The following is a 21,694-nucleotide window of genomic DNA, read 5'->3' as shown; positions in this document are numbered from 1 at the left end:
ACAAATAATGCGAGGTGTATCGCATTATCGTCGTGAATCAGGCTTTCAACACGCTGACGCCCGCCTGCTGCAACGGCGCGATCAATGCGTCGTCGGTGGCGCGTTCAACGATGATGGTATGCGCCAGCGTAATATCGCCGATCGCATACTGCGAGGCGGCGTTAAGCTTGGCGGCGGAAGCCAGCACCACGGTTTCCGCCGCGCGGGCCGCCAGCGCGCGCTTGATGTAGGCCTCTTCCAGATCGCCGGTGCTCAGCCCCGCAGTGGGGTGCACGCCGGTCACGCCCATAAAATAGATATCGGCGCGAATATGCGACATCGCTTCCACCGCGGCGGCGCCGACGCTGACGATCGAATGCTTGTACAACCGGCCGCCGATCAGGATCACCTCCACCGTGGGATGATCGGCCAGGCCCACGGCGACGCTGGGGCTGTGGGTGACGATGGTGGCGTTCAGGCTGAGCGGCAGCTGCCTGACCAGCTCGGCGGAGGTGGTGCCGCCGTCGATGATCACCACCTGGCCGGGGGCGATCAGCGCCGCCGCCGCTTTGGCGATCGCGCGTTTGGCGCCGGATTCCAACTGATTGCGTTCGGCGAAGCTGGCGATGGCGGATGAAACCGGCAGGGCGCCGCCGTGCACCCGCTGCAGCAACCCCTCGGCGTCCAGTTCGCGCAGGTCGCGCCGGACAGTGTCTTCCGACAGCCCGAACAGCTCGCTGAGCTGCTTGGCCAACACCTGGCCGTCCTGAGCCAGTTTCTCCAGGATGATTTTCTTGCGCTGGCTGGTCAACATGGCCATTTTTCCCTCAAATTTGTTTTGCACGAAATATCTTGATTATACACGAAACTGCACGATAGTATCAATTTCCTTCCTCTGGCGGAGTAAACCGATGATAGCCACCAAAGACAGGGTTCGCATTGTCGAAACCCGGGTGTTGTCCGATGACTGGTACCTGCTGAAAAAAATCACCTTTGATTTTCTGCGGCGCGATGGCGTCTGGCAGCGGCAAAGCCGTGAGACTTACGATCGCGGTGACGGCGCGGTGATTTTGCTGTTCAACCGGCAGGCGCAGACGGTGATCCTGACGCGCCAGTTCCGCTTTCCGGTGTTCGTCAACGGTCATGACGGCATGCTGATTGAGGCCGCCGCCGGGCTGCTGGACAACGCGTCGCCGGAGGCGCGCATCAGAGCCGAAGCGGAAGAGGAAACCGGCTATTTCGTGCAGAACGTGGAGAAAGTGTTCGAGGCGTACATGAGCCCAGGTTCGGTCACCGAGAAGCTGCACTTTTTCGTCGGTGAATATCAGGTGGGCGATCGCGTCAACGAGGGCGGCGGGGTGGCGGCGGAGGGCGAGGATCTGGAGGTGATCGAGCTGCCGCTGGCGCAGGCCCTGCAGGCGATTCGTCAGGGCGCGATCGTTGACGCCAAGACCATCATGCTGCTGCAGTTTGTCGCCTTGAACCGGACGTTGGAGGAAGAACGATGAAAGCACAACAAATCCTGATCGCCGGCCCCTATCGCAGCGGCACCGATGGCGATCCGCAGCGTATCGCCGCCAATCTGGCGCGCCTGGAACAGGCGGCGCTGGCGGTTTACCTGCGGGGACACGTGCCGGTGATCGGCGAATGGCTGGCGCTGCCTTTGGCGGCGGCGGCAGGCTCCACTCAGGTTGGCGATGCGGTGAGCGAGGCGTTTCTTTACCCGGTGGCCCATCGGCTGATTGCGCAGTGTCAGGCGGTGTATCGCATCGAAGGGGCATCTGCGGGAGCCGATAACGACGTGCGGTTAGCTAACGAATGGGGATTGACGGTCTATCGTCATCTGGAGGAAATTCCGTCTGTTCAGGCGTAACCGAGGGGCGGGCAGAGGCTCGCCCCCTCGCGTTATTTCTCGCCCAGCACCACCCTCAACGCGGCGATCAGCTTGTCCATGCCGGCCTCCAGCTTGCCGCGCGGGCAGCCGACGTTGAGACGCAGGAACCCGCGGCCTTCCTCGCCGTAGGTAAAGCCCGGCATGATCGCCACCTTTTCGCGCTCAATCAGCGCCTGCTGCAGCGCCCGATCGTCTACGGCCAGCGGCCGCAGATCGATCCAGGCCAGGTAGGTGGCCTGCGGCGGGCGCCAGCCCAGCGCGGGAAACGCCTGCTCCAGCCGTTCGGCGACGTAGCTCAGATTATCCTGCAGATAGTCGCGCAGGGCGTCCAGCCAGGGTTCGCCGTGGCGATAGGCAGCCACGTGCGCCGCCACCGCCAGCACCGCCGGCGAGGAGAGGCCGTCGCGGGATTTGAGCTGCTGGAAGTAGGCTTCGCGGCTGGCGTCATCGCTGATAAAGCCGTAGGCGCCGGTCAGCGCCGGGATATTGAAACTCTTGGAGCCGGAGGTCAGCAAGGCCCAGGCGCCGGTCGCCACCTGGCTCCACGGCGTATGGCGGTGTTCCCCCCATGCCATATCCATGTGGATTTCGTCGCTGATGACGCGCACGTCGTGGCGCTCGCACAGTTCGGCCATCTGCTGCAACTCGTCGCGGCGCCACACTTTGCCGGTGGGATTATGCGGGCTGCACAGCAGCAGGATCTTGGTTTGCGGCCGCGCCAGCAACGCCTCAAGGTGCGCCATGTCGCAGCGCCAGTCGTCGCCGGCCTTGTGCAGCGGGCAGGCCAACAGCTGGCGTTGGTTGGCGAGGATCACCTTGTAGAAGGCGTCGTAGGCCGGGGTATGGGTCACCACATAGTCGCCCGGTACGGACCATTGGCGGATCAGCTGCGCCGCCATGTAGATAACGGAGGGGCCGTACACCGCCGTTGCGGTGTCGATGGCGACGTTGAAACGTTGCTGATACCAGTGGCGCAGCGCGCCGAGAAAATCCTCGTGCTGCCAGCGGCTGTAGCCCAGCACGCCGTGCTGCAGGCGTTGCTGCAACGCCTCGAGAATGCACGGTGCGGTGGCGAAATCCATATCGGAGATGGTGAACGGCAGCAGGTCGTCGCTGCCGAAACGATCGGCGATATAGTCCCACTGGGTGCACCAGGTGCCGTGGCGGTCGATCGGGGTGGAGAAATCAAACATGGGTGGCTCCCTGCAGCGCCGCGGCAGGTTGCGCCGTGGCTATCAGTGAGTCTAATTCATCTTTCACCGATTGCACCTGCGGGCCGATCACCACCTGCAGATTATGGTCGTTGAGATGCACTACGCCGATGGCGCGGTTGGCCTTCAGCGCCGCATCGTCCACCTGGCTCATGTCGTTGACCGACAGGCGCAGGCGGGTGATGCAGTTGTCCAGCGTGATGATGTTGTCTGGGCCGCCGAGCGCCGCCAAAATCGCCGGCGCGTTGTAGCCGGATTTGCCCACCGCGCCGCTTGGCGCACTTTGGCTGACGGCGCTATCGCTCTCGCGGCCCGGCGTTTTGATGTTAAAGCGCTGGATGGCGAAGCGGAAAATGGCGTAATAGCCGACGAACCAGATGGCGGCCACCACCGGCACCAGATACCACTTGGTGGCGGTGCCGTGCAGAATGCCGAACACCACGAAGTCGATGATGTTGCCGTCGGTGTTGCCGATGGTCACGCCCAGCAGCGCCATCACGGTAAAGCCCAACCCGGTGAGCAGCGCGTGGATCAGATACAGGAACGGCGCGACGAACAGGAACAAAAATTCGATCGGTTCGGTGGTGCCGCCGACCACGCAGGCCACCACGCCGGAAATCAACAGCCCTTTGATTTTGTGACGATTCTCAGGCTTGGCGCAGTGGTACATCGCCAGCGCCGCGCCCGGCAGGCCGCCGAGGAACGTCGGCATTTTACCCTGTGACAGGAAGCGGGTGGCGCTCTCGGCGAAGCCGGTGGTGGTCGGGCAGGAGAGCTGCGCCTGGAAGATGGTCAGGGCGCCGCTGACGCTGTGGCCGCACACCTCCATCGTACCGCCCGCCTCGGTAAAGCGGATCAGCGCCACCAGAATGTGCTGCAGGCCGAACGGCAGCAGCAAGCGTTCACCGGTGCCGAACAGCATCGGGCCAAAGGCGCCGGCGCTGTTGATCACCCAGCCCAGCCCGGTGATGCCGGCGGCGAACCACGGCCAGATCAGCGGGATCACCAGGCCGCACAGGCCCAGCACCACGGTGGTGACGATTGGCACGAAGCGCGTGCCGCCGAAAAACGCCAGCGCGTCCGGCAGGCGGATGGTGTGGAAGCGTTCATGCAGGCGATAGACGATGATGCCGACGATCACCGCGCCGAGGATGCCGGTATCGATCGACTGAATGCCGAGGATGTTCTGGATATTGTTGGCTTTCAGCACCAGCGGATCGCTGGTGGGCAGCACGCCGGCGGCGGTCAGGTAGAAGTTGGTGCCCAGATTCAGCACGGCGAAGCCGACGAAACCGGAGAACGCGGCGACGCCTTTGTTTTCGCGCGCCATGCCCAGCGGAATGGCGATGGCGAACATCACCGGCAGGAAGCTGAAGGCGAAGGAGCCTACCTTGCTCATCCAGGTGAAGATCAGCTGGAAGATCGGGTGGCCGATAAACGGCATCAGGGTGATCACGTCGCGGCTGCTCAGCGAGCTGCCGATCCCCAGCATGATGCCGCAGAAAGAGAGCAAGGCGACGGGCAACATGAACGTTTTGCCCAGGCTCTGGAAGAACTCCCAGAGGGTGATTTTGGGTTTGTTGGCTGCTGACATAACCGACTTCTCCTGGCGAAAAGACGAGCAAAAAGGGGACTGCTGATTAGGTAAAAAGAAGATAAAACGTTTTACCTAGCAAAAATGCGCCACCAATCACAAATATGCCGCCCGGTTTTTGGCGACAATGCGGCAGGCAGTAAAACGTTTTACTGAGCTAACGGATTCGGTATACCCTTGATCATTACGGCGCGGGTTGCCCAGGAACGGGTTCGCAGAGACTATGAGCATCAAAAAAATCACCATCACCGATGTGGCGCAGCAGGCGGGCGTGTCGGTCACCACGGTTTCCCTGGTGTTGAGCGGCAAGGGGCGGATTTCGCCGACCACCGTCGAGAAGGTCAATCAGGCGATAGAGCAGCTGGGCTACGTGCGCAATCGTCAAGCGGCGACGCTGCGCGGCGGTGAATCCGGGGTGATCGGCCTCGTTCTGCGCGACATTTGCGAACCCTTCTATGCCGAAATGACCGCCGGGCTGAGCGAAGCGCTGGAGGCGCACGACAAACTGCTGTTTTTAACCCAGAGCGGGCGCGACGGCCAGGGCTTGCAGCGGGCGTTTGACGCGCTGCTGGCGCAGGGCGTCGACGGTATCGTGCTGGCCGGCGGCATTCGCGCGGCGGCTGGGTTGAAGGAGAAGGCGGCCGAGCAGGGCGTACCGTTGGTGTGCGTGGCGCGCTCCAGCGGTCTCGATGGGGTGGACGTGGTGCGGCCGGACAACATGCAGGCCGCCAAACTGGCCACCGAATTTTTGATCAAACGCGGCCACAGCCAAATCGCCTACCTTGGCGGCCAGAGCGACTCATTGACGCGTGCCGAGCGGTTGGGCGGCTTTTGCGCCACGCTGGTGCAGTACGGCCTGCCGTTTCGCAGCGAATGGATCGTCGAGTGCGATTGCCGGCAGCGTGAGGCGGCGCAAGCGGCGGAACAGCTGCTGCGCCACTACCCGAACATTACCGCTGTCGTCTGCCACAAGGCTTCGGTGGCGCTTGGCGCCTATTTTGGCCTGACGCGCAGCGGCCGCAGCATCGGCTCGGACGGGGTCGACGCCTACTACGGCCGACAGGTGGCGCTGATCGGCTTCGGCGACGTGCCGGAGGCCGAGCTGACCGAGCCGCCGCTGACCTTCGTCTCCAGCTCGGCGCGGGAAGTGGGGCGCAGCGCCGCCGCGCGCCTGCTGCAGCGCATCGGTGACGCCGACCTGCCGGCGCAGAACGTCATTCTGCCGCCGACGCTGATCCGGCGCGGCTCCGCCTAATCCCGCCGCTGTTCCTCTTCCGCCTCCCGGCGGATCCAGCCGATAAAGGTTTTCATCGCCGGCGTCAGGTCCCGCGACTTCAAATGGGTCAGCCAATAGGCGCCAAGCGCGGCCTCGGCGGCGAACGGCCGCTGCAGCACGCCGGCGGCCAGTTCGCGGCGGAACATGCTGACCGGCGCCAGCGCCACACCGTCGCACTGGATCGCGCCTTCCACCATCAGTCTTGACGAGTCGAACACCGGGCCGTTGATCCGCCACGGCGTCACCTGCGCAGCCGTGAACCAGCGCTCCCATTCATCTTTGCGGTAGGTGCGCATCAGCTGCTCGTACTGCAGATCCTGCGGCGTGCGCAGGCGCACGGCGACCGCCGGCGGGCAGAGCACCGTCAGCGGCGCGTCGAACAGCTTGATATTGCAGGTGGCGGGCCAGAGGCCTTCGCCGAAGCGGATGGCGAAATCCATGCCGTCGGCCGACAGATTGACCAGGTTGTTGTGGGTCAGCACCCGTAGATCGATAAACGGGTGCGCCGTGCGGAACGCCGCCAGCCTCGGCATCAGCCAGCCGACGGCGAAGGTGCCGACCACCGCCACCGTCAGCACCTCGTGGAAATGCCCGCCTTCGAACTGCTGCAGCACCGCCTCGATGCGGTCGAAGGCGTCGTTCAACACCGGCAGCAGCGCCTGGCCTTCTTCGGTCAGATCCAGGCCGCGCGGCAGGCGGCGGAACAGCTGAATGCCCAGCTGTTCTTCCAGCATGCGAACCTGCTGGCTGACGGCGGCCTGGGTGACGCGCAGCTCCAGGCCGGCGCGGGTAAAGTTCAGGTGGCGGGCGGAGGATTCGAACGCCCGCAGGGCGTTGAGGGGAAGTCGATTGCGCATTGTCGATAGCCATAAGTTTTTCTTTATGCTGGCTGAAATTATTATCGCTTGTCAACCCGGCGGCAAAATCCGATATTTGGCGCGGCTGCTGAGAGCGTCGCGGCAGCCGTAAAGGAATGACATCATCAACCAGGGAAAGCGCCGTGCATAACGCCAATAAAAACTTTTGGCCGCGGCCGATGCCCTGCAACCTGAGAGCTTCTATCATGACGAAAATGAACCGCCTGGCGGCCGCGTTGATCGCCGCGCTGATCCTGCCGACCGCACAGGCCGCACAGCAGCAGGATATCGACGCCGTTATTCAGCCGCTGATGAAAAAATATGGCGTGCCGGGCATGGCGATCGCCGTGTCGGTTGACGGCAAACAGCAGATTTACCCGTATGGCGTGGCCTCGAAGCAGACCGGCAAACCGATCACCGAGCAGACGCTGTTCGAAGTGGGGTCGCTGAGCAAAACCTTCACCGCGACGCTGGCGGTCTATGCGCAGCAGCAGGGTAAGCTGTCGTTCAACGATCCGGCCAGCCGCTACCTGCCCGAGCTGCGCGGCAGCGCCTTCGACGGCGTCAGCCTGCTGAATCTGGCGACGCATACCTCCGGCCTGCCGCTGTTCGTGCCGGACGACGTGACCGACAACGCCCAACTGATGGCCTACTACCGGGCCTGGCAGCCGAAACACCCGGCGGGCAGCTACCGCGTCTATTCCAATCTCGGTATCGGCATGCTGGGCATGATCGCCGCCAAAAGCCTCGACCAGCCGTTTATCCAGGCGATGGAACAGGGGATGTTGCCGGCGCTGGGCATGAGCCACACCTACGTTCAGGTGCCGGCGGCGCAGATGGCCAACTATGCGCAGGGTTACAACAAGGACGATAAGCCGGTGCGGGTCAATCCCGGCCCGCTGGACGCCGAGTCTTACGGCATCAAGTCCAACGCTCGCGATCTGATTCGCTATCTGGACGCCAACCTGCAGCAGGTGAAGGTCGCACAGCCGTGGCGCGACGCGCTGGCCGCGACGCACGCCGGCTATTATAAGGCGGGCGCGTTCACGCAGGATCTGATGTGGGAGAACTACCCGTATCCGGTGAAACTGTCGCGTTTGATCGAGGGCAACAACGCCGGGATGATCATGAATGGCACGCCGGCTACCGCCATCACGCCGCCGCAGCCGGAATTGCGCGCCGGCTGGTATAACAAAACCGGCTCTACCGGCGGTTTCTCCACCTACGCGGTGTTTATCCCGGCGAAGAATATCGCCGTGGTGATGCTGGCCAACAAATGGTTCCCGAACGACGATCGGGTCGAGGCGACTTATCGCATCATCCAGGCGCTGGAGAAGCGCTGACAATCAGGGGCGCCGGCGGGGCGCCCCTACCACCGATGCTGCCGTTCACGTTGCTCGCGCATGAAATCGATAAAGGCGCGCAGTTTGAGCGGCAGATGTCTGCCGGCGGGGAAGTAGATGAAAAATCCCGACGCTTCGCTGGCGTAACCCGGCAGCACTTCCACCAGTTGCCCCTGTGCCAGCTCCTGCAACACCGTGCCCTGAAAACGCTGTGCGATACCCAGCCCCGCCAACGCCGCATCCTTGATCAGCCTGTCTTCGTTAAAAATCAAACTGCCGCTGACGTCCAGCGCGCGTTCATCGTCGCCCAGGCTGAAATACCAGGGTTCCAGTTTGCCGCTGCCGGGAAAACGGTAGCGCAGGCAGTGGTGCGCGAGCAGATCGTCCGGCGTGGCCGGTGCGCCGCAGCGCGCCAGATAGTCAGGCGAAGCGACCAGCACCCGGCGCTGGCCGTTATCGATCGGCACGGCGATCATGTCCTTTTGCAGCATGGCGTGCATGCGAATGCCGGCATCGAAATTGCCCAGCACCAGATCGGAAAAGCGGTCTTCGGTAAACAGCTCCAGCTGCACCTCGGGATAGCGCCGCTGAAACGCCGCCAGATGCGGCATCACCAGCAGCGAAGCGGCCAACTGCGGCAGCGTAATGCGCAGCAGGCCTGCCGGCTGTGCGCCCAGAGCGCGCACATCGTCCGCCGCCACATCGATCTGGCCCATGGCCGGCGACACCTTCTGATAGAACAACCGGCCCTCGTCGCTGAGGCGCACCGAGCGGCTGGTGCGGTGAAATAAGCGCACTCCCAGCTGATTCTCCAGCGCCTGAATGTTTTGCGACACCGCCGGCGGCGTGACGCCCAGTTGGTTGGCTGCGCGGGTAAAGTTACCCAGGCGTGCCACGGCTTCGAAATAGGGCAGCAGTTGCAGGAGTGAACTCATCTATTAATAACCTGTGCTTAATGATTCATTAAATTATGCCTTATTTTAATTTATGACGAACGTTTTAGACTGGTTTTACTTTCCCTCAGCGAGATAAAAATCATGTCGGCAACACAACGGGCGTTAACAGAACGGATCGCGGCGATCGATCAACAGGCGATGGCCGAAGGGCGCATCGTCGGCAGCGTGGTGCTGGTGGCGCGGCAGGGCGAAATTTGCTACGCCGGGGCGGCCGGTTATGCCGATCGCGAAGCGCGGCGGCCGATGCGGCGAGAAACGCAGTTTCGGCTGTCGTCGGTCTCCAAACCCTATACCACGCTGGCGGCGCTGCGCCTGATTGAACGGGGCAAGCTGAGCCTGGACGATGCGGTCAGCGACTGGCTGCCGTGGTTTACCCCGGCGCTGGCGGACGGCCGGCGCCTGGCGATCAAGATCCGTCATTTGCTGAGCCATACCGCTGGGCTGGACTATCGGCTGAACCAACCGCCGGCGGGCGTTTACCATCAGTTGGGGATCCAGGACGGCGTGGAGCTGTCGACGCTGACGCTGGAGCAAAACCTGCGGCTGTTGGCGCAGGCGCCGTTGCTGTCGGCGCCGGGGGAGCGCTTCAATTATTCGCTGGCGATCGACGTGCTTGGCGCGGTGCTGGAGCGAGTGACGGGCATGTCGCTGCCGCAGCTGTTTGTCGAATGGGTGGCGCAGCCGCTGGGGCTCGGCAATACCGCGTTCCATGCGACGGACGCCGCGAACCTGGCGACGCCTTATTACAATACGCCGCAGGGGCCGCGGCGCATGCCGGAAGGCGTGCGAATCGCCTTGCCGGAAGGCATGGCGGGGGGAGAAGTGACGTTCTCGCCGGCGCGCGCGCTTAACGCCGGGGCTTATCCCTCCGGCGGCGCGGGCATGGTCGGTGATGCCGACGACGTGCTGCGGCTGGTGGAGGCGCTGCGCAGCGGCGGGCAGGGCATTTTGCAGCCGGATACGGTGGCGTTGCTGCGCAGTCCGCACGTCGGCGCCGAGGCGCAAACGCAAGGGCCGGGCTGGGGCTTCGGCTTTGGCGGCGCGCTGCTGGTGGATCCAGATGCCGCGCAGACGCCGCAGCATGCCGGCACGCTGACCTGGGGCGGCGTTTACGGCCACAGCTGGTTCTTTGATCCACAGGCGCAGCTGAGCGTGGTTGTCTTGACCAATACCGCATTTGAGGGCATGTGCGGCCGCTACCCGCAGCAGATCCGCGATGCGGTTTATGCGGCGTAAATAAAAAGGGCCCCGCAGGGGGCCCTTGTTAGGTTTTCAGGCTATTACTGTGCCGGTGCCGGAGTGGGTTCCGCTTCCTGAGCCGGTTCAGCGTCTTCCGCCGGGGCGCCCAGCATGGCGAACTGGCCGATGAACTCCTGCAGCGACATCTTGTTGCCGTTCAGGTCAACCTGATTGTCAGCGTAGTGGAACTTGCTCGCGATCACGCCGTCTTTCTGGGTGGTCAGCTTGAACATCTGACCCATGGCCGCCAGGCCCTGCACTTGCTGCTGCGCCAGTTTCTGCGCGTCTTCCGCATTATAGCCCTGCAACAAGGCGGTCTTCGCGGTCACTTCGGTAGCCATCGCTTCCGGAATGGTCAGGTTGATATCCAGCTTTTTAACCGCCTGCGCGATCAACTGATCCGGCGATTGTGCCGGGGAGGCGGCCTTGCTCGGATCGGTCATCGCCAGATCCAGCGTGAAGACGCTCTCACCCTTGCTGTTTTTCCAGCTCAGCGGGGCGATGCTGAGGCTTGGGTTGCCTTTCAGCAGCAGCGGCAGGTTCTTTTGCAGCATCTCGGAGGTCTGCTGTTCGTAGACGTCCGGATCCAGGTTCTCGCCCTGCTGCAGCAGCGCCATGGTTTGGCGGTTGTAGCTGTCGGAGAAGTCTTTCAGCGCCTTGCCGTCGACGTTGTCGATTTTCAGCGTCAGTTTACCGGCACCGAAGTCGTTGCCCTGCACCTTGAGCGCGTCCATGGTGTAGTCGATCTGGCCGCCGATATTGCTGCTGCCTTGCTCGCCAAACTTGCTCACCAGATTGAAACCGTCCAACGCCACGGTATCTTTACCGTCGATCGTCAGTTTGAACTGCTTCAGCGTCATCGTCTGATCGCCGAGCTTCACGCCGAACTTGCTTTCGTTGCTGTTGCCTTTCAGGTTGAAGCCCTGGAAGGTGATCTGCTCGTTTTGGCCGAATTCGTTCGGGCTGGCGAACACGATAGTGTCGCTATTGGCGTCCAGCGCGAATTTTTTCAGATCGCGGGACACATCGGCGTCAATGGTGGCGCCGCTGAATTTCAGCGAAGATTTATCCTTCTGGTAGTCCAGTGGGATAAAGTCGATGGTGGACGCGGTATCGCCGCTGTACGAGATGCGCGAATCGGCGGTAAACAGCGATTTGCCTTTGGTGGTTTCAAACAGGCCTTTCACCGCCGGGGTGTTTTCCAGCTCGGTATGCACCGACGCCATGCTCGGCAGCAGGTTGAATTTTTTCAGCTGCGCGAACGGGAACGGACCGTGATCGATGGTTTCCAGGAACGCCACTTCTTCACCGGCTTTCAGCGCCGCATTTTCACTGGTATCCGTGCCGTCGGAACGCAGCACATAACGCACTTTACTGCTGAACAGGCCGCGCTGGTAATTTTCATAGCTCAGCTTGACGCCGGCTTTCGGCAGGTAGGCTTTCAGTTGGCCGTTGGCGTTGTCGACGACTTCGCCCATGTGCTGCTCGATCTGTTTCCCGGTGTACCAGGATGCCCCGGTCCATGCTGCGCCAAGAACGACAATGACGCTGACAGCGACTAACGATTTTTTCATAGCTCTGTTTCATCCTTTTTTTCTTATCACCCTCCGTTGCATGGGAGGGGCAAATAGGGGCCGACAAAAAACGCCCGCAGGCGTTTAATTGTGGGGGTAGCTCTCGCTTTCAGCAAGCAATTTGCTGAAATTTATCAACGGTTAGGCCAGCTGGTTATAAACCCGGGCGATGCGGCCGCTGCCGCTGACGTTGACCGGGGATTCGAACGCCCCGATAAAGCAGGATTCGCCCGGTTTGAGCGTCAGGCGTTGCCCGGATTTCTCCAGCGTCGTTTCGCCGGCGACGCAGAACACGATGGCTGCGCTTCGCTGTGCCAGCGCCTGTGGTGCGGCGGTCAAATCGTGCAGTGAGAAGGCGAAATCCTCCACCGGGATCGGGAAGAACAGCTCGTTGCCGCGTTGCTCCGGTTGGGTCAGCAGGCCGGAAGCCGGTTGCGGGCGGAACTGCAGGTTGGCCAGCAGCTCGGGCACGTCGATGAATTTCGGCGTCAGGCCCGCGCGCAGCACGTTATCCGAGTTGGCCATCACCTCCAGCGCCACGCCTTTCAGGTAGGCGTGCGGCGTTTCGGCATACAGGAACATCGCCTCGCCCGGCGCGAGCTGCACCACGTTCAGCAGCAGCGGTGAGAACAGACCGCTGTCGTCCGGATAGAAGCCGGCGATAAAGCGCACGGTATCCCAGGGTTCTCCCTGCTGGTTGTTGAGCGCGGCTTTCAGCACGCCGAGCGCCAGCGATTTTTGTTCGCCGCTCATCGTCAACAGGCTGGCGAACAGGGTCGCGAGGTGCGCGGTGTCCGGCTGTTGCAGGAAGGCGGCGATGTCGTGGTGCGCGCCCGCGATCGGTTGCAGCAGGGAAACGATATCGGCCAGTTCGCGAAAGCCGTTCATCGCCAGGAACGGCGTCAGGGCGAAGACCAGCTCGGGCTTGTGATTGGGATCTTTATAGTTGCGTTCGGCGGCGCTCAGCGGGATGCCGGCGGCGTTCTCTTTCGCGAAGCCGATCTCGGCCGCCGCTTTGCTCGGGTGGACCTGGATCGACAGCGGTTGATCGGCGCAGAGCACTTTAAACAGGAACGGCAACTCGCCAAAGCGGCTGGCGACGTCAGCGCCCAGCTGCTTTGGCTGGTCTTCATCGATAAGAAAGCGCAGCGAACGCAGTGCGCCATCGGCGCCGGGCACGCGGGAAGGGCTCTTGGGATGCGCGCCCATCCACAGTTCGGCCATCGGCTGATTATCCGGGTTGGCGATGCCGTAAAGACGGGTCAGCGCATCGTGGCTGCCCCAGGCGTAATTCTGTACCGCGTTGGTCATTTTTTGCATGTCGATAAACGTCCTTTGCGTCATTGCCGCACTAATGGCAATAACTTACTGATTTTATAAGATTCGCTTCATCTGTGCCGACAACCATCATACGCCCGCGTCGGCAGGAACCTTCATGGGCGCGATCAAAAAAACGCCGGATAAGGTTGCGTCCGGCCACGCGGCCAGAGTATAGCGTGATAACGATCGGCGTCTCAAATGGCGCACCGGCCTCAAGAGAGCCCGGCAAATCCGTCAATCGATCGTAGATTGGAGGGAAAGAAATTATTGCCGACAGCGCAGGCTTTCTACGTCATTATTTATTTATCGGCATGTCAAACTATGTCGGCGGAATTTATTTTTTACCTTCTGAGCCATTCTCTTATTATTATTTTTGCGCCAAGTCGGGCGATCACACGCCGAGCTTAAACCTGAACGACAGACCGTTTTACCGTAGCCGTTAATGAGTCGATTTAACGAAACGAAAGGTCTGTTGCATGAAAAATGGTTGCCGTTGTTGGGGCTTTGCACCGGCGCAGCCCAGGGGGCGGTGATCGTCACCTATCCCTACGTGGCCCCGCGCGCCGTGGTGATAACGCCGGCGCCGATCGTCGTTGCACCCGCACCGGTCGCGCTTCCCGCCGTGACTGCACCCGTGGCGCATCCGCTGGCGCGGTGGCGACCGGGGCGTATCGCCATAATGAACGGCAGGATGCCTGCGATGAGATCAATCATTTGCAACAGCAGCGGATCGATGAACTCAATCACTTACAGGCGCAGCGCATCAATAATTTTAATTTGCGTCATGCGCGTTAATTTTCATCTCCGCGTTTATTATCCCGGTTCTTTCTTCGCCTTTATTTCGGCGCGGGTTAACCAACGGCAAATAACCGCGTCATGAATGGGTAAAAGAGATGAATCGTGCTGTGAGATAACTCTCTTAATGCGAATAGTTATTATGTCACTATACTGGGAATGCGTGCCGACGGGGGGTAGCGCGTCGGCCTAACCCTACAATTTTAGGAATTATGCTAAGGAGACAATGATGGCAGGCGTTCGTATCGAAAAAGACTCTATGGGCCCCATCGAAGTACCGGCCGACAAGCTGTGGGGCGCGCAAACCCAGCGTTCGTTGGCGCATTTCCGTATTTCCTCCGAAAAGATGCCGACCGCGCTGATCCACGCGCTGGCGTTGACCAAGCGCGCCGCCGCGCAGGTCAACGTGGATCTGGGGCTGCTGCCGGCCGAGCGGGGCGCCGCTATCATCAATGCCGCCGACGAAGTGCTGGCGGACAGCCATGCCGACCAGTTCCCGTTGTCAATCTGGCAAACCGGCTCCGGCACCCAGACCAACATGAACATGAACGAAGTGTTGGCCAACCGCGCCAGCGAGCTGCTGGGCGGCGTGCGCGGTGAAGAGCGCAAGGTGCACCCGAACGACGACGTCAATAAAAGCCAGAGCTCCAACGATGTGTTTCCCACCGCGATGCACGTGGCGGCGGTGATTGCGCTGCGCGAACACCTGATCCCCGAGCTGAAAGTGCTGCACAAGACGCTGAGCGGCAAGGCCGAAGCCTACCGCGATATCGTCAAAATCGGCCGCACCCATCTGCAGGACGCCACACCGCTGACCCTGGGGCAAGAGATATCCGGTTGGGCGGCGATGCTGGCGCACAATCTGAAACACATCGAGGACAGTATCCCGCACATTGCCGAGCTGGCGCTGGGCGGCACGGCGGTCGGCACCGGCCTGAACACCCATCCGGAGTACGCGGTGCGCGTCGCTAAAGCGCTGGCGGAGTTGACCCATCAGCCGTTCGTCACGGCGCCGAACAAGTTCGAAGCGCTGGCGACCTGCGATGCGCTGGTGCAAGGGCATGGCGCGCTGAAAGGGCTGGCGGCTTCGCTGATGAAGATCGCCAACGACGTGCGTTGGTTGGCGTCCGGCCCGCGCTGCGGCATTGGTGAGATTTCGATCCCGGAGAACGAGCCGGGCAGCTCCATTATGCCGGGCAAGGTCAACCCGACCCAGTGCGAAGCGATGACCATGCTGTGCGCTCAGGTGCTGGGTAACGACGTGGCGGTGAACATTGGCGGCGCTTCCGGCAACTTCGAGTTGAACGTGTTCCGCCCGATGGTGATCCACAACTACCTGCAGTCGATCCGCCTGCTGGCCGACGGCATGCAGGGCTTTAACGAGCACTGCGCGGTGGGAATTGAACCGAACCGCGATCGCATCTCCCAATTGCTGAACGAATCGCTGATGCTGGTGACGGCGCTCAATACCCATATCGGTTATGACAAGGCGGCGGAAATCGCCAAGAAAGCGCACAAGGAAGGGCTGACGCTGAAAGCCGCGGCGCTGAAGCTCGGCTACCTGACCGAAGCGCAGTTCGACGAGTGGGTGCGGCCGGAAGCGATGGTCGGCAGCATGCAGAAATAATGACGTCATGCCTAAATGGGGCGCGGTTGCGCCCCGTCTTTTCAAGCCAACATCTCTAGCACCGATAACAGCGCCTGCGGCTCTGGCCGCTGGGTGTAATCGGCGTGCGCTTCGGCGTAGACAATACGGCCATCGCGGGCGATGACGAATCGCGCCGGCAGCGGCAGCGTCCAGCTGTCATCCTGGTTGAACTGCGCCAGATCGAGGCCGAGCCGCTGTTGATACAGGGCGATCAGCGCGTCCGGCAGGCGGTAACGCAGGCCGAACTGGGCCGCCAGACGGTTGCCTGTATCGCTGAGCAACGGAAAAGTGAGATCGTGATCGCGCGCGGCCTGGCGGCTATGCACCGCGCTCTGCGGCGAAACGGCCAACAACTGCGCGCCGTACTGCGTGATGGCGGGCAATGCGGCCTGCAGCGCCTGCAGATCGAGCGTACAGTAAGGGCACCAGATCCCGCGATAGAAACTGACGACCAGCGGCCCTTTTGCCAACAGCGCCGTGGAAGAGCATGGTCGGTTTTCGCTGTCCGACAGTGTAAAGCCGGGCGCGGCGTCGCCGACCTTCAGGGCGCGTTCGGCCATGCCCGACGCGATCTGCGTCTGGATCGCTTCACGCATCAGCGCGTGATCTTGCGCCGCGAGTTTGAACGGCAGTTGGTCGGCTTCTAATGCCGCTTTGAAGGCATCGAGTTTGTCTTGCAGTGTCATGCGTTCTCCTGACGGGAATGGGGGGAGCGTTCATCTTGCCCATTCCGAAATAGCGCGTGTAGACTGCAATAAATGCTAACTGTTATTCCAGCAAGGAATGCCATGGGTAAATTTGCTGATTACGAAACCTATGCCTGCGTTTACGAGAGCGGCTCCTTTACCGCGGCGGCGCGGAGGCTGCACATGGGGCAGCCGGCGGTCTCAAAAGCGGTGGCGCGGCTGGAACAGCAGCTCGGCACGCGCCTGATGCTGCGCTCGACCCACGGCCTGCAGCCGACGGATGCGGGACAGCAGCTGTATCAACGCACCCGGCGCATCCTGAACGAGCTGGCGGAGACGGAAGCGCTGGTGCAGAGCGCCGGCGAGACCCTGAGCGGCCGGTTGCGGGTCGCTTCGGCGGCGGTGTTCGCCCGTATCGTTCCCTTGCCTGATTTGACGGCGTTTATGCGCGCCAATCCACGGTTGCATGTTGATCTGCTGCTGGATGACGGCAATCTGTCGCTGATTGAAGAAGGCATCGATATTGCCCTGTGTGTTGGCGAGTTGGAGGATTCCGGTTTTACCGCCCGCAAGCTGGGTGAGGTAAAGCAATGCGTGATCGGCACGCCCGGCTATTTTGCCGCTGCCGGTATGCCGCAGCGGCCGGAAGATCTGTTGCAGCACGAGATGGTGATTTACCATCGCCGTGGCGGCGGCGAGCAGTGGCGCTTCAGCCGCGAAGGGGAACAGCGCGCGCTGCGGTTGCCGGGGCGCATGCGGGTTAACGCGGCGGAGTGCGTGCGCGAGTTGGTGCTGGCGGGCTTTGGCGCCACCGTCGCCAGCGAAGGCCTGTTTCGCAGCGAGCTGCAAAGCGGGGCGGCGATCGCGGTATTAGCGGACTGGCAACTGCCGCCGCTGGCGCTGTGGGCGGTGTTCCCCGGCGGCCATTTCGTTTCGGCCAAGGCGCGGGCCTTTGCCGATTTTGTCCAAACCGCGCTATGCAGGGAGCCGTGATATGTCGCGCGCACAACGTTTACTCGATCTGATGCAGCTGCTGCGCAACCACCGTTATCCGGTGGCGGGCCATGCGCTGGCGCAGACGCTGGGCATCAGCATGCGCACCCTGTACCGCGATATCGCCACGCTGCAGCAGCAGGGGGCGGAAATCGCCGGTGAGGCGGGCGTCGGCTATGTGCTGCGCCCCGGCTTTATGCTGCCGCCGCTGATGTTCTCGCCGGCGGAGACAGAAGCGCTGGTGCTGGGGATGCGCTGGGTCAGCCGCCGCGGCGACAGCCAACTGGCGAGCGCGGCGGGTCAGGCGCTGGCCAAGATCGCCGCGGTGCTGCCGCCGGCGCTGCGGGAGGAGCTGGAAGCCAATACGCTGCTTATCGCGCCGGTTCAGGCGCCGCCGGTGGCGGATGAGATGCGGGTGCTGATCCGAGACACCATCCGCTGCGAGCGCAAACTGCATATCGACTACCTCGATCTGGCGGGGCAGCGCAGCGAACGCCTGCTGTGGCCCTTTGCGCTGGGCTTTTTCGATCAGTTTCAGATGTTGGTCGCCTGGTGCGAGCTGCGTCAGGCCTTTCGCCATTTTCGTCTCGATCGCATTCAGGCCGCCACACCGCTTGCACAGCGCTATCCGCGTGGCCGACGGCGGCTGCTGAAAGAGTGGCGCCTCAGCGAGGGCATTGCGGAGCAATAGCGGCACGCTGCTGCCATAAACTGTCAGTCGCGCGCCTTAGTCTGTGCCTATCGGGAACCGGCCGGTTCCCATCACCCAAAGGACAGACCGATGACCCTTCCCAGCATGACCCTGCTTTACGTCGACAACCCGCTCAACAGCGCCGCCTTTTATCAACGTCTGCTGGGGCAGGCGCCGGTGGAGCTTTCGCCCGGCTTTGCCCTGTTCGTGCTCAACAACGGCTTCAAGCTGGGGATGTGGGCCAAACAGGGGGTAAAACCCGCCGCCACGCTGACCGGCGGCGGCGGTGAACTGGGCTTTTTATGCCAGGATCCGCAAGAAGTGGAGGCGCGCTATAACCAGTGGCGTGAGCTTGGGCTGACTATCGAGCAAACGCCGACCGAGATGGAGTTCGGTTACACCTTCGTGGCGCGAGATCCGGACGGCCATCGCCTGCGGGTGTATGCCCTCAGCGAGTAGCGTCGTCGGTATACAGGTGCAGACGCGGCACCAGCAGCCGCAGCGGCCTGGCGTCGGGTTTGTAACGGTGTTTCACCGCCTCGGCGTCGTAGTTGAGCAGTTCGCCGATCTTCGGCACCACGGCGCCGCTTTCAACCTGACACAGGGCGATCAGCGGCAGCGGGCAGGGGTGCTGCACCTGTTTTTGCTGCTGCTGATACCACACCCGGGCGATCGGCTGCACTTTTACCGGCCGTTTGATCTTCAGCGTCGCCTGCTGCGGCAGCCGGCTGACGTCGTCTATTTCGCGGCTGACCAGGGCGGCCCACTGTTCACGGCTGTGCGGCGGCACCGCGCGGCCGGCTTTCAGGCTTTTCTCCAGCTGCGCCAGAATGTCGTCCCGCTTGACGTTTTTGATGATGTGCTTGTTGGCCCAGCCGAAGCGCACGGAGTCGGGATTGGTCAGGGCGGTGAGGGTGCGATAGGCGCTGAGGGTAATCAGCCCGTGCAGATGGGTGTGCACGAACTCGAAACGCTGCTCCGGCGCCAGGCCGGAATCGACGGTGATAATCTGCTCCAGTTCGCCCTTCAGGCGGTTTATCAGCGCCAGCTGCGTTTGCAGCGCCTGATACTCCGGCGGCTCCACCGCCAGACAGATGACGCCGGGCAGGCGCACGGCGGCCTTGCTGCTGACATTCTCCCGGTTATGGTGGATGAACAGCCGCTGATAATGTTCCAGCGCCAGATCGCGCGCCGCTTGCCCCACATGCTGCTCGACCGCGATATGCGAAATGGCCTGATGTTCCTGGCCTTTTTCAACCTCCGGCAGGCTGAACACCCGCGCCGCCAGCAACCGCAGCGGGGCGATCTGCTGCTGCAACGCGCCGAGCGCCTGCTCCAGCTCGTTAAAGCAGGCGTTCATTCGGCCAATCACATCGTATCTGCTCATCGCACACTCCCATATTAGTTACAACATACTATAGAAGAGTGGCCGACTGGGGGCAACATCGGCAAACGAAGAGGGAGCGGCTTCACTGGCCACCCGGCTTGCCAGCGAAAAATACGCCAGAGGGACTTCTACAGCAGGGTGTGAAATAGACTTTGCATTGATAGGGGTTTGATTCATTGATGGATTTTTTCTGTTGGTTGATATTTTGTTTGATCCATTTTCCGCTTGCCGTTGTCCAATCGCTGGAACAAACAGAATGGCAGGACGCTATGAGCCCCTCGGGTTATCTTTTCTTCTGTCATTAACGGGTGCTTTAAACGGAGGTTTACTGTGGATATTAAACAGAAAGTCAAAAACATGACGCTGGAAGAGAAGATCGGGCAAAAAATCATGCTGGATTTTCGCTACTGGGATCAGAACGGTAGCAGCAATCAGGATATGACCGTTCCCGATGCAGCCATTGGCAAGCTGATCACCGATAACCACATCGGTGGGGTGATCCTGTTTGCCAATAATCTGAAAGACAAGCAGCAGATCAAAACGTTGACGGCCTGGTATGCCGCGCTGACAACCCACGCGGGCGTTCGTTTGTTTATTGGCACGGATAACGAAGGCGGTAACGTTTTCCGGCTGCCGCGCGGCGACTACGCCTCATTCCCCGGCAATATGGCGCTGGCGGCGGCGATCGAGGGCGGTGCGGATAAACAGCTCGCCGTTGAACAGGGCAAACTGATGGCCCAGGATATGCGCGCGTTGCATATCAATACCAACTTTGCCCCGGTCGTGGACATCAACACCAACCCGTTCAACCCGGTGATTAACGTTCGCGCCTTCAGCGATGATAAGAACACCGTTGCCCGCCTGGCGGAAAACATGGTGGCGGGCATGAAACAGCAGGGGCTGATCACCGCGTACAAACACTTCCCCGGCCATGGCAGCACCTCCACCGACTCGCATACCGGTTTGCCGCGCGTCGATCGTACGCGGGAAGAAGCTTTTGCCATTGATATCGCCCCTTATAAACAGGCCATCGATCGCTGCGCGGCGCCGGATATGGTGATGACTGCGCATATTCAGTACCCCGCACTGGATAACAGCCAGATCGACACCTGCAACGGTGAAAAAATCACGGTGCCGGCCACCATGTCGCGCGAAATCCAGACCCAGATCCTGCGCAATGAGCTGGGTTATGCCGGCGTAACGATTTCAGACGCGCTGGATATGGGCGCGATTGCCGAGCATTTCAGCCAGCAAACAGCGGCTGAAAACGTGTTTACCGCCGGGGTGGATATTGCTCTGATGCCTGTCAGCATCGCCTCGCCGGCGCAGGCGAGCCTGCTGCCCGAGCTTATCCGCTACATTGCGCAGCGGGTGAAAACCGGGCATCTCAGCGAGGCCGATATTGATGCCTCTGTCGAGCGCATTTTGCGCCTCAAATTGCGCCATCACCTGATGGGCCATAGCGATAAACCCTGTTCCCACGACGTTTCGTCCTCCGCGCATCAGCTGGAGAAACGGATTGCCGATCGTTCCATTACCGTGGTTATCAACCGTCAATGTCTGCTGCCGTTAAAGGACAAAGCGCTGCGCTACTTTATTCTGACTCCGTGGGGCGAGCAGGCCAACGGCATTGCGAACGTGATGGCGCAGGAGGGCTACCAGAACGTCGTGGCCGCGAAGGAAACGGAACTGAGCGACGCCCAGGTCAGGGAACATATTGCCGGCTGCGACGTGTTCTTGCTTGGAACCCTCTCAACCCGCTTTACGCCTGCCGAGCAGGATGGGGTCGTGACCGCCGCCACCGGATCGGGTAATGACAGCAGCCCTTATCCGGGCTGGCTGAAATACGCCGCCGAGCAGGGGAAAAAACGCGTTCACCTCTCATTGCGCGCGCCTTACGATATCGTGAACTATGCCGCAGACGTGGATGCGGCTGTCGCCACCTATTCTTACTACGGGTATGACAGCGGCGTATGGCGTGGCCCTTCGATGATATCGCTGGCGCAGGTGCTGACGGGGAAAATCAGACCGCACGGAAAACTGCCGGTTAATACCTGGCATGACTACGATGAGCAAACCAATACCGGCAAGGTGGCGTTCCCTCGCGGGACGGGGCTGAGCTGGTGATGGGATAAGGAGAGGCGTCGTCTGAGAAGGGCGGCGCCGGTAGCTAAACCGCGTTGATAAAGCGGGCGGTTTCTTGCTCCGCACGCCGCGACATGGGATAACCGTCACTCACGGAAGGAGAACA

General features: G+C 61.5%; 20 protein-coding genes. 11 read left to right on the top strand and 9 right to left on the bottom strand.

The features are described from left to right. Positions 1–37: 37 nt before the first annotated feature. Entirely contained in the window at positions 38–793 is a 756-nt protein-coding gene (locus ACMGF7_RS20725; protein WP_049241210.1) for a DeoR/GlpR family DNA-binding transcription regulator, read from the bottom strand. A gap of 97 nt (positions 794–890) precedes the next feature. On the opposite strand from ACMGF7_RS20725, the gene ACMGF7_RS20720 reads away from it, so the two are divergent. Beyond that, positions 891–1,487, top strand: coding sequence for an NUDIX domain-containing protein (locus ACMGF7_RS20720; RefSeq protein WP_197763759.1), 597 nt, complete (start codon positions 891–893; stop codon positions 1,485–1,487). Further along, positions 1,484–1,852, top strand: a complete 369-nt coding sequence (locus ACMGF7_RS20715; protein ID WP_015377760.1) for a hypothetical protein — start codon at positions 1,484–1,486, stop codon at positions 1,850–1,852. Before ACMGF7_RS20720 ends, ACMGF7_RS20715 begins: the two co-directional genes overlap by 4 nt. Positions 1,853–1,884: 32 nt before the next feature. On the opposite strand, the gene ACMGF7_RS20710 is transcribed toward ACMGF7_RS20715, so the two are convergent. After that, a complete protein-coding gene (locus tag ACMGF7_RS20710) occupies positions 1,885–3,066 on the bottom strand; it encodes a MalY/PatB family protein (protein WP_273890431.1) in 1,182 nt (393 codons plus the stop codon). Further along, the gene (gene malX / locus ACMGF7_RS20705; protein WP_273874771.1) at positions 3,059–4,678 is read right to left on the bottom strand and encodes a maltose/glucose-specific PTS transporter subunit IIBC; all 1,620 of its coding nucleotides are present in this window, start codon (positions 4,676–4,678) and stop codon (positions 3,059–3,061) included. Before malX ends, ACMGF7_RS20710 begins: the two co-directional genes overlap by 8 nt. 223 nt (positions 4,679–4,901) lie before the next feature. On the opposite strand from malX, the gene ACMGF7_RS20700 reads away from it, so the two are divergent. After that, positions 4,902–5,933, top strand: coding sequence for a Mal regulon transcriptional regulator MalI (locus ACMGF7_RS20700; protein WP_015377763.1), 1,032 nt, complete (start codon positions 4,902–4,904; stop codon positions 5,931–5,933). Here the strand turns inward: ACMGF7_RS20700 and ACMGF7_RS20695 are convergent. Beyond that, positions 5,930–6,811, bottom strand: a complete 882-nt coding sequence (locus ACMGF7_RS20695) for a LysR family transcriptional regulator (protein WP_049241194.1) — start codon at positions 6,809–6,811, stop codon at positions 5,930–5,932. The genes ACMGF7_RS20700 and ACMGF7_RS20695 overlap by 4 nt on opposite strands. 206 nt (positions 6,812–7,017) lie before the next feature. On the opposite strand from ACMGF7_RS20695, the gene blaSRT reads away from it, so the two are divergent. Beyond that, positions 7,018–8,154, top strand: coding sequence for an SRT/SST family class C beta-lactamase (gene blaSRT, locus ACMGF7_RS20690; protein WP_164095048.1), 1,137 nt, complete (start codon positions 7,018–7,020; stop codon positions 8,152–8,154). 26 nt (positions 8,155–8,180) lie between these two features. On the opposite strand, the gene ACMGF7_RS20685 is transcribed toward blaSRT, so the two are convergent. Further along, on the bottom strand, positions 8,181–9,089 hold the full coding sequence (locus ACMGF7_RS20685) for a LysR family transcriptional regulator (RefSeq protein ID WP_273890433.1): 909 nt from the start codon (positions 9,087–9,089) through the stop codon (positions 8,181–8,183). 102 nt (positions 9,090–9,191) lie between these two features. Between ACMGF7_RS20685 and ACMGF7_RS20680 the strand changes: the two genes are divergently transcribed. Continuing rightward, positions 9,192–10,346 (top strand): serine hydrolase domain-containing protein, encoded by a 1,155-nt coding sequence (locus ACMGF7_RS20680; protein WP_164095050.1) that lies wholly within the window; start codon positions 9,192–9,194, stop codon positions 10,344–10,346. Between the two features lie 44 nt (positions 10,347–10,390). On the opposite strand, the gene ACMGF7_RS20675 is transcribed toward ACMGF7_RS20680, so the two are convergent. Both ACMGF7_RS20675 and manA read right to left on the bottom strand, forming a co-directional pair. Further along, a complete protein-coding gene (locus ACMGF7_RS20675; RefSeq protein ID WP_049241190.1) occupies positions 10,391–11,923 on the bottom strand; it encodes a YdgA family protein in 1,533 nt (510 codons plus the stop codon). 141 nt (positions 11,924–12,064) lie between these two features. Further along, positions 12,065–13,243: a mannose-6-phosphate isomerase gene (gene manA / locus ACMGF7_RS20670; RefSeq protein WP_197763756.1), complete on the bottom strand. Its 1,179-nt coding sequence runs from the start codon at positions 13,241–13,243 to the stop codon at positions 12,065–12,067. A gap of 442 nt (positions 13,244–13,685) precedes the next feature. Here manA and ACMGF7_RS20665 point away from each other — a divergent pair, with 442 nt between their 5' ends. Both ACMGF7_RS20665 and fumC read left to right on the top strand, forming a co-directional pair. Further along, positions 13,686–14,123: a hypothetical protein gene (locus ACMGF7_RS20665; RefSeq protein WP_239504280.1), complete on the top strand. Its 438-nt coding sequence runs from the start codon at positions 13,686–13,688 to the stop codon at positions 14,121–14,123. Between the two features lie 144 nt (positions 14,124–14,267). Continuing rightward, complete coding sequence (gene fumC / locus ACMGF7_RS20660; protein WP_197763755.1) at positions 14,268–15,665, top strand: class II fumarate hydratase; 1,398 nt, start codon at positions 14,268–14,270, stop codon at positions 15,663–15,665. A 41-nt stretch (positions 15,666–15,706) separates the two neighbouring features. Here the strand turns inward: fumC and ACMGF7_RS20655 are convergent, their stop codons facing one another. Next, complete coding sequence (locus ACMGF7_RS20655) at positions 15,707–16,372, bottom strand: peroxiredoxin-like family protein (protein ID WP_049241186.1); 666 nt, start codon at positions 16,370–16,372, stop codon at positions 15,707–15,709. A gap of 102 nt (positions 16,373–16,474) precedes the next feature. Between ACMGF7_RS20655 and ACMGF7_RS20650 the strand changes: the two genes are divergently transcribed. The 3 genes from ACMGF7_RS20650 to ACMGF7_RS20640 all read left to right on the top strand — a co-directional run bounded on the left by ACMGF7_RS20650 (position 16,475) and on the right by ACMGF7_RS20640 (position 18,515). Then, positions 16,475–17,365 carry a LysR family transcriptional regulator gene (locus ACMGF7_RS20650; RefSeq protein WP_049241184.1) on the top strand — a complete coding sequence of 297 codons (891 nt, stop codon included), beginning with the start codon at positions 16,475–16,477 and terminating at the stop codon, positions 17,363–17,365. A 1-nt stretch (position 17,366) separates the two neighbouring features. Next, positions 17,367–18,056, top strand: a complete 690-nt coding sequence (locus ACMGF7_RS20645) for a helix-turn-helix transcriptional regulator (RefSeq protein ID WP_015377773.1) — start codon at positions 17,367–17,369, stop codon at positions 18,054–18,056. Between the two features lie 90 nt (positions 18,057–18,146). Next, entirely contained in the window at positions 18,147–18,515 is a 369-nt protein-coding gene (locus ACMGF7_RS20640) for a VOC family protein (protein ID WP_004938508.1), read from the top strand. On the opposite strand, the gene tus is transcribed toward ACMGF7_RS20640, so the two are convergent. Continuing rightward, positions 18,505–19,443, bottom strand: coding sequence for a DNA replication terminus site-binding protein (gene tus, locus ACMGF7_RS20635; RefSeq protein ID WP_164095052.1), 939 nt, complete (start codon positions 19,441–19,443; stop codon positions 18,505–18,507). The two genes, ACMGF7_RS20640 and tus, sit on opposite strands and share 11 nt — an antisense overlap. Before the next feature lie 330 nt (positions 19,444–19,773). On the opposite strand from tus, the gene ACMGF7_RS20630 reads away from it, so the two are divergent. Continuing rightward, a complete protein-coding gene (locus tag ACMGF7_RS20630) occupies positions 19,774–21,570 on the top strand; it encodes a glycoside hydrolase family 3 N-terminal domain-containing protein (protein ID WP_420286623.1) in 1,797 nt (598 codons plus the stop codon). Positions 21,571–21,694 lie beyond the last annotated feature (124 nt).

Origin of the sequence: Serratia sp. BNK-17 (assembly GCF_048684935.1) — a bacterium.
Taxonomy (GTDB): Bacteria; Pseudomonadota; Gammaproteobacteria; order Enterobacterales; family Enterobacteriaceae; genus Serratia; species Serratia nematodiphila.
The sequence above is the reverse complement of the archived record's forward strand: the minus strand, read 5'-3'. Positions and strand labels throughout refer to the sequence as shown.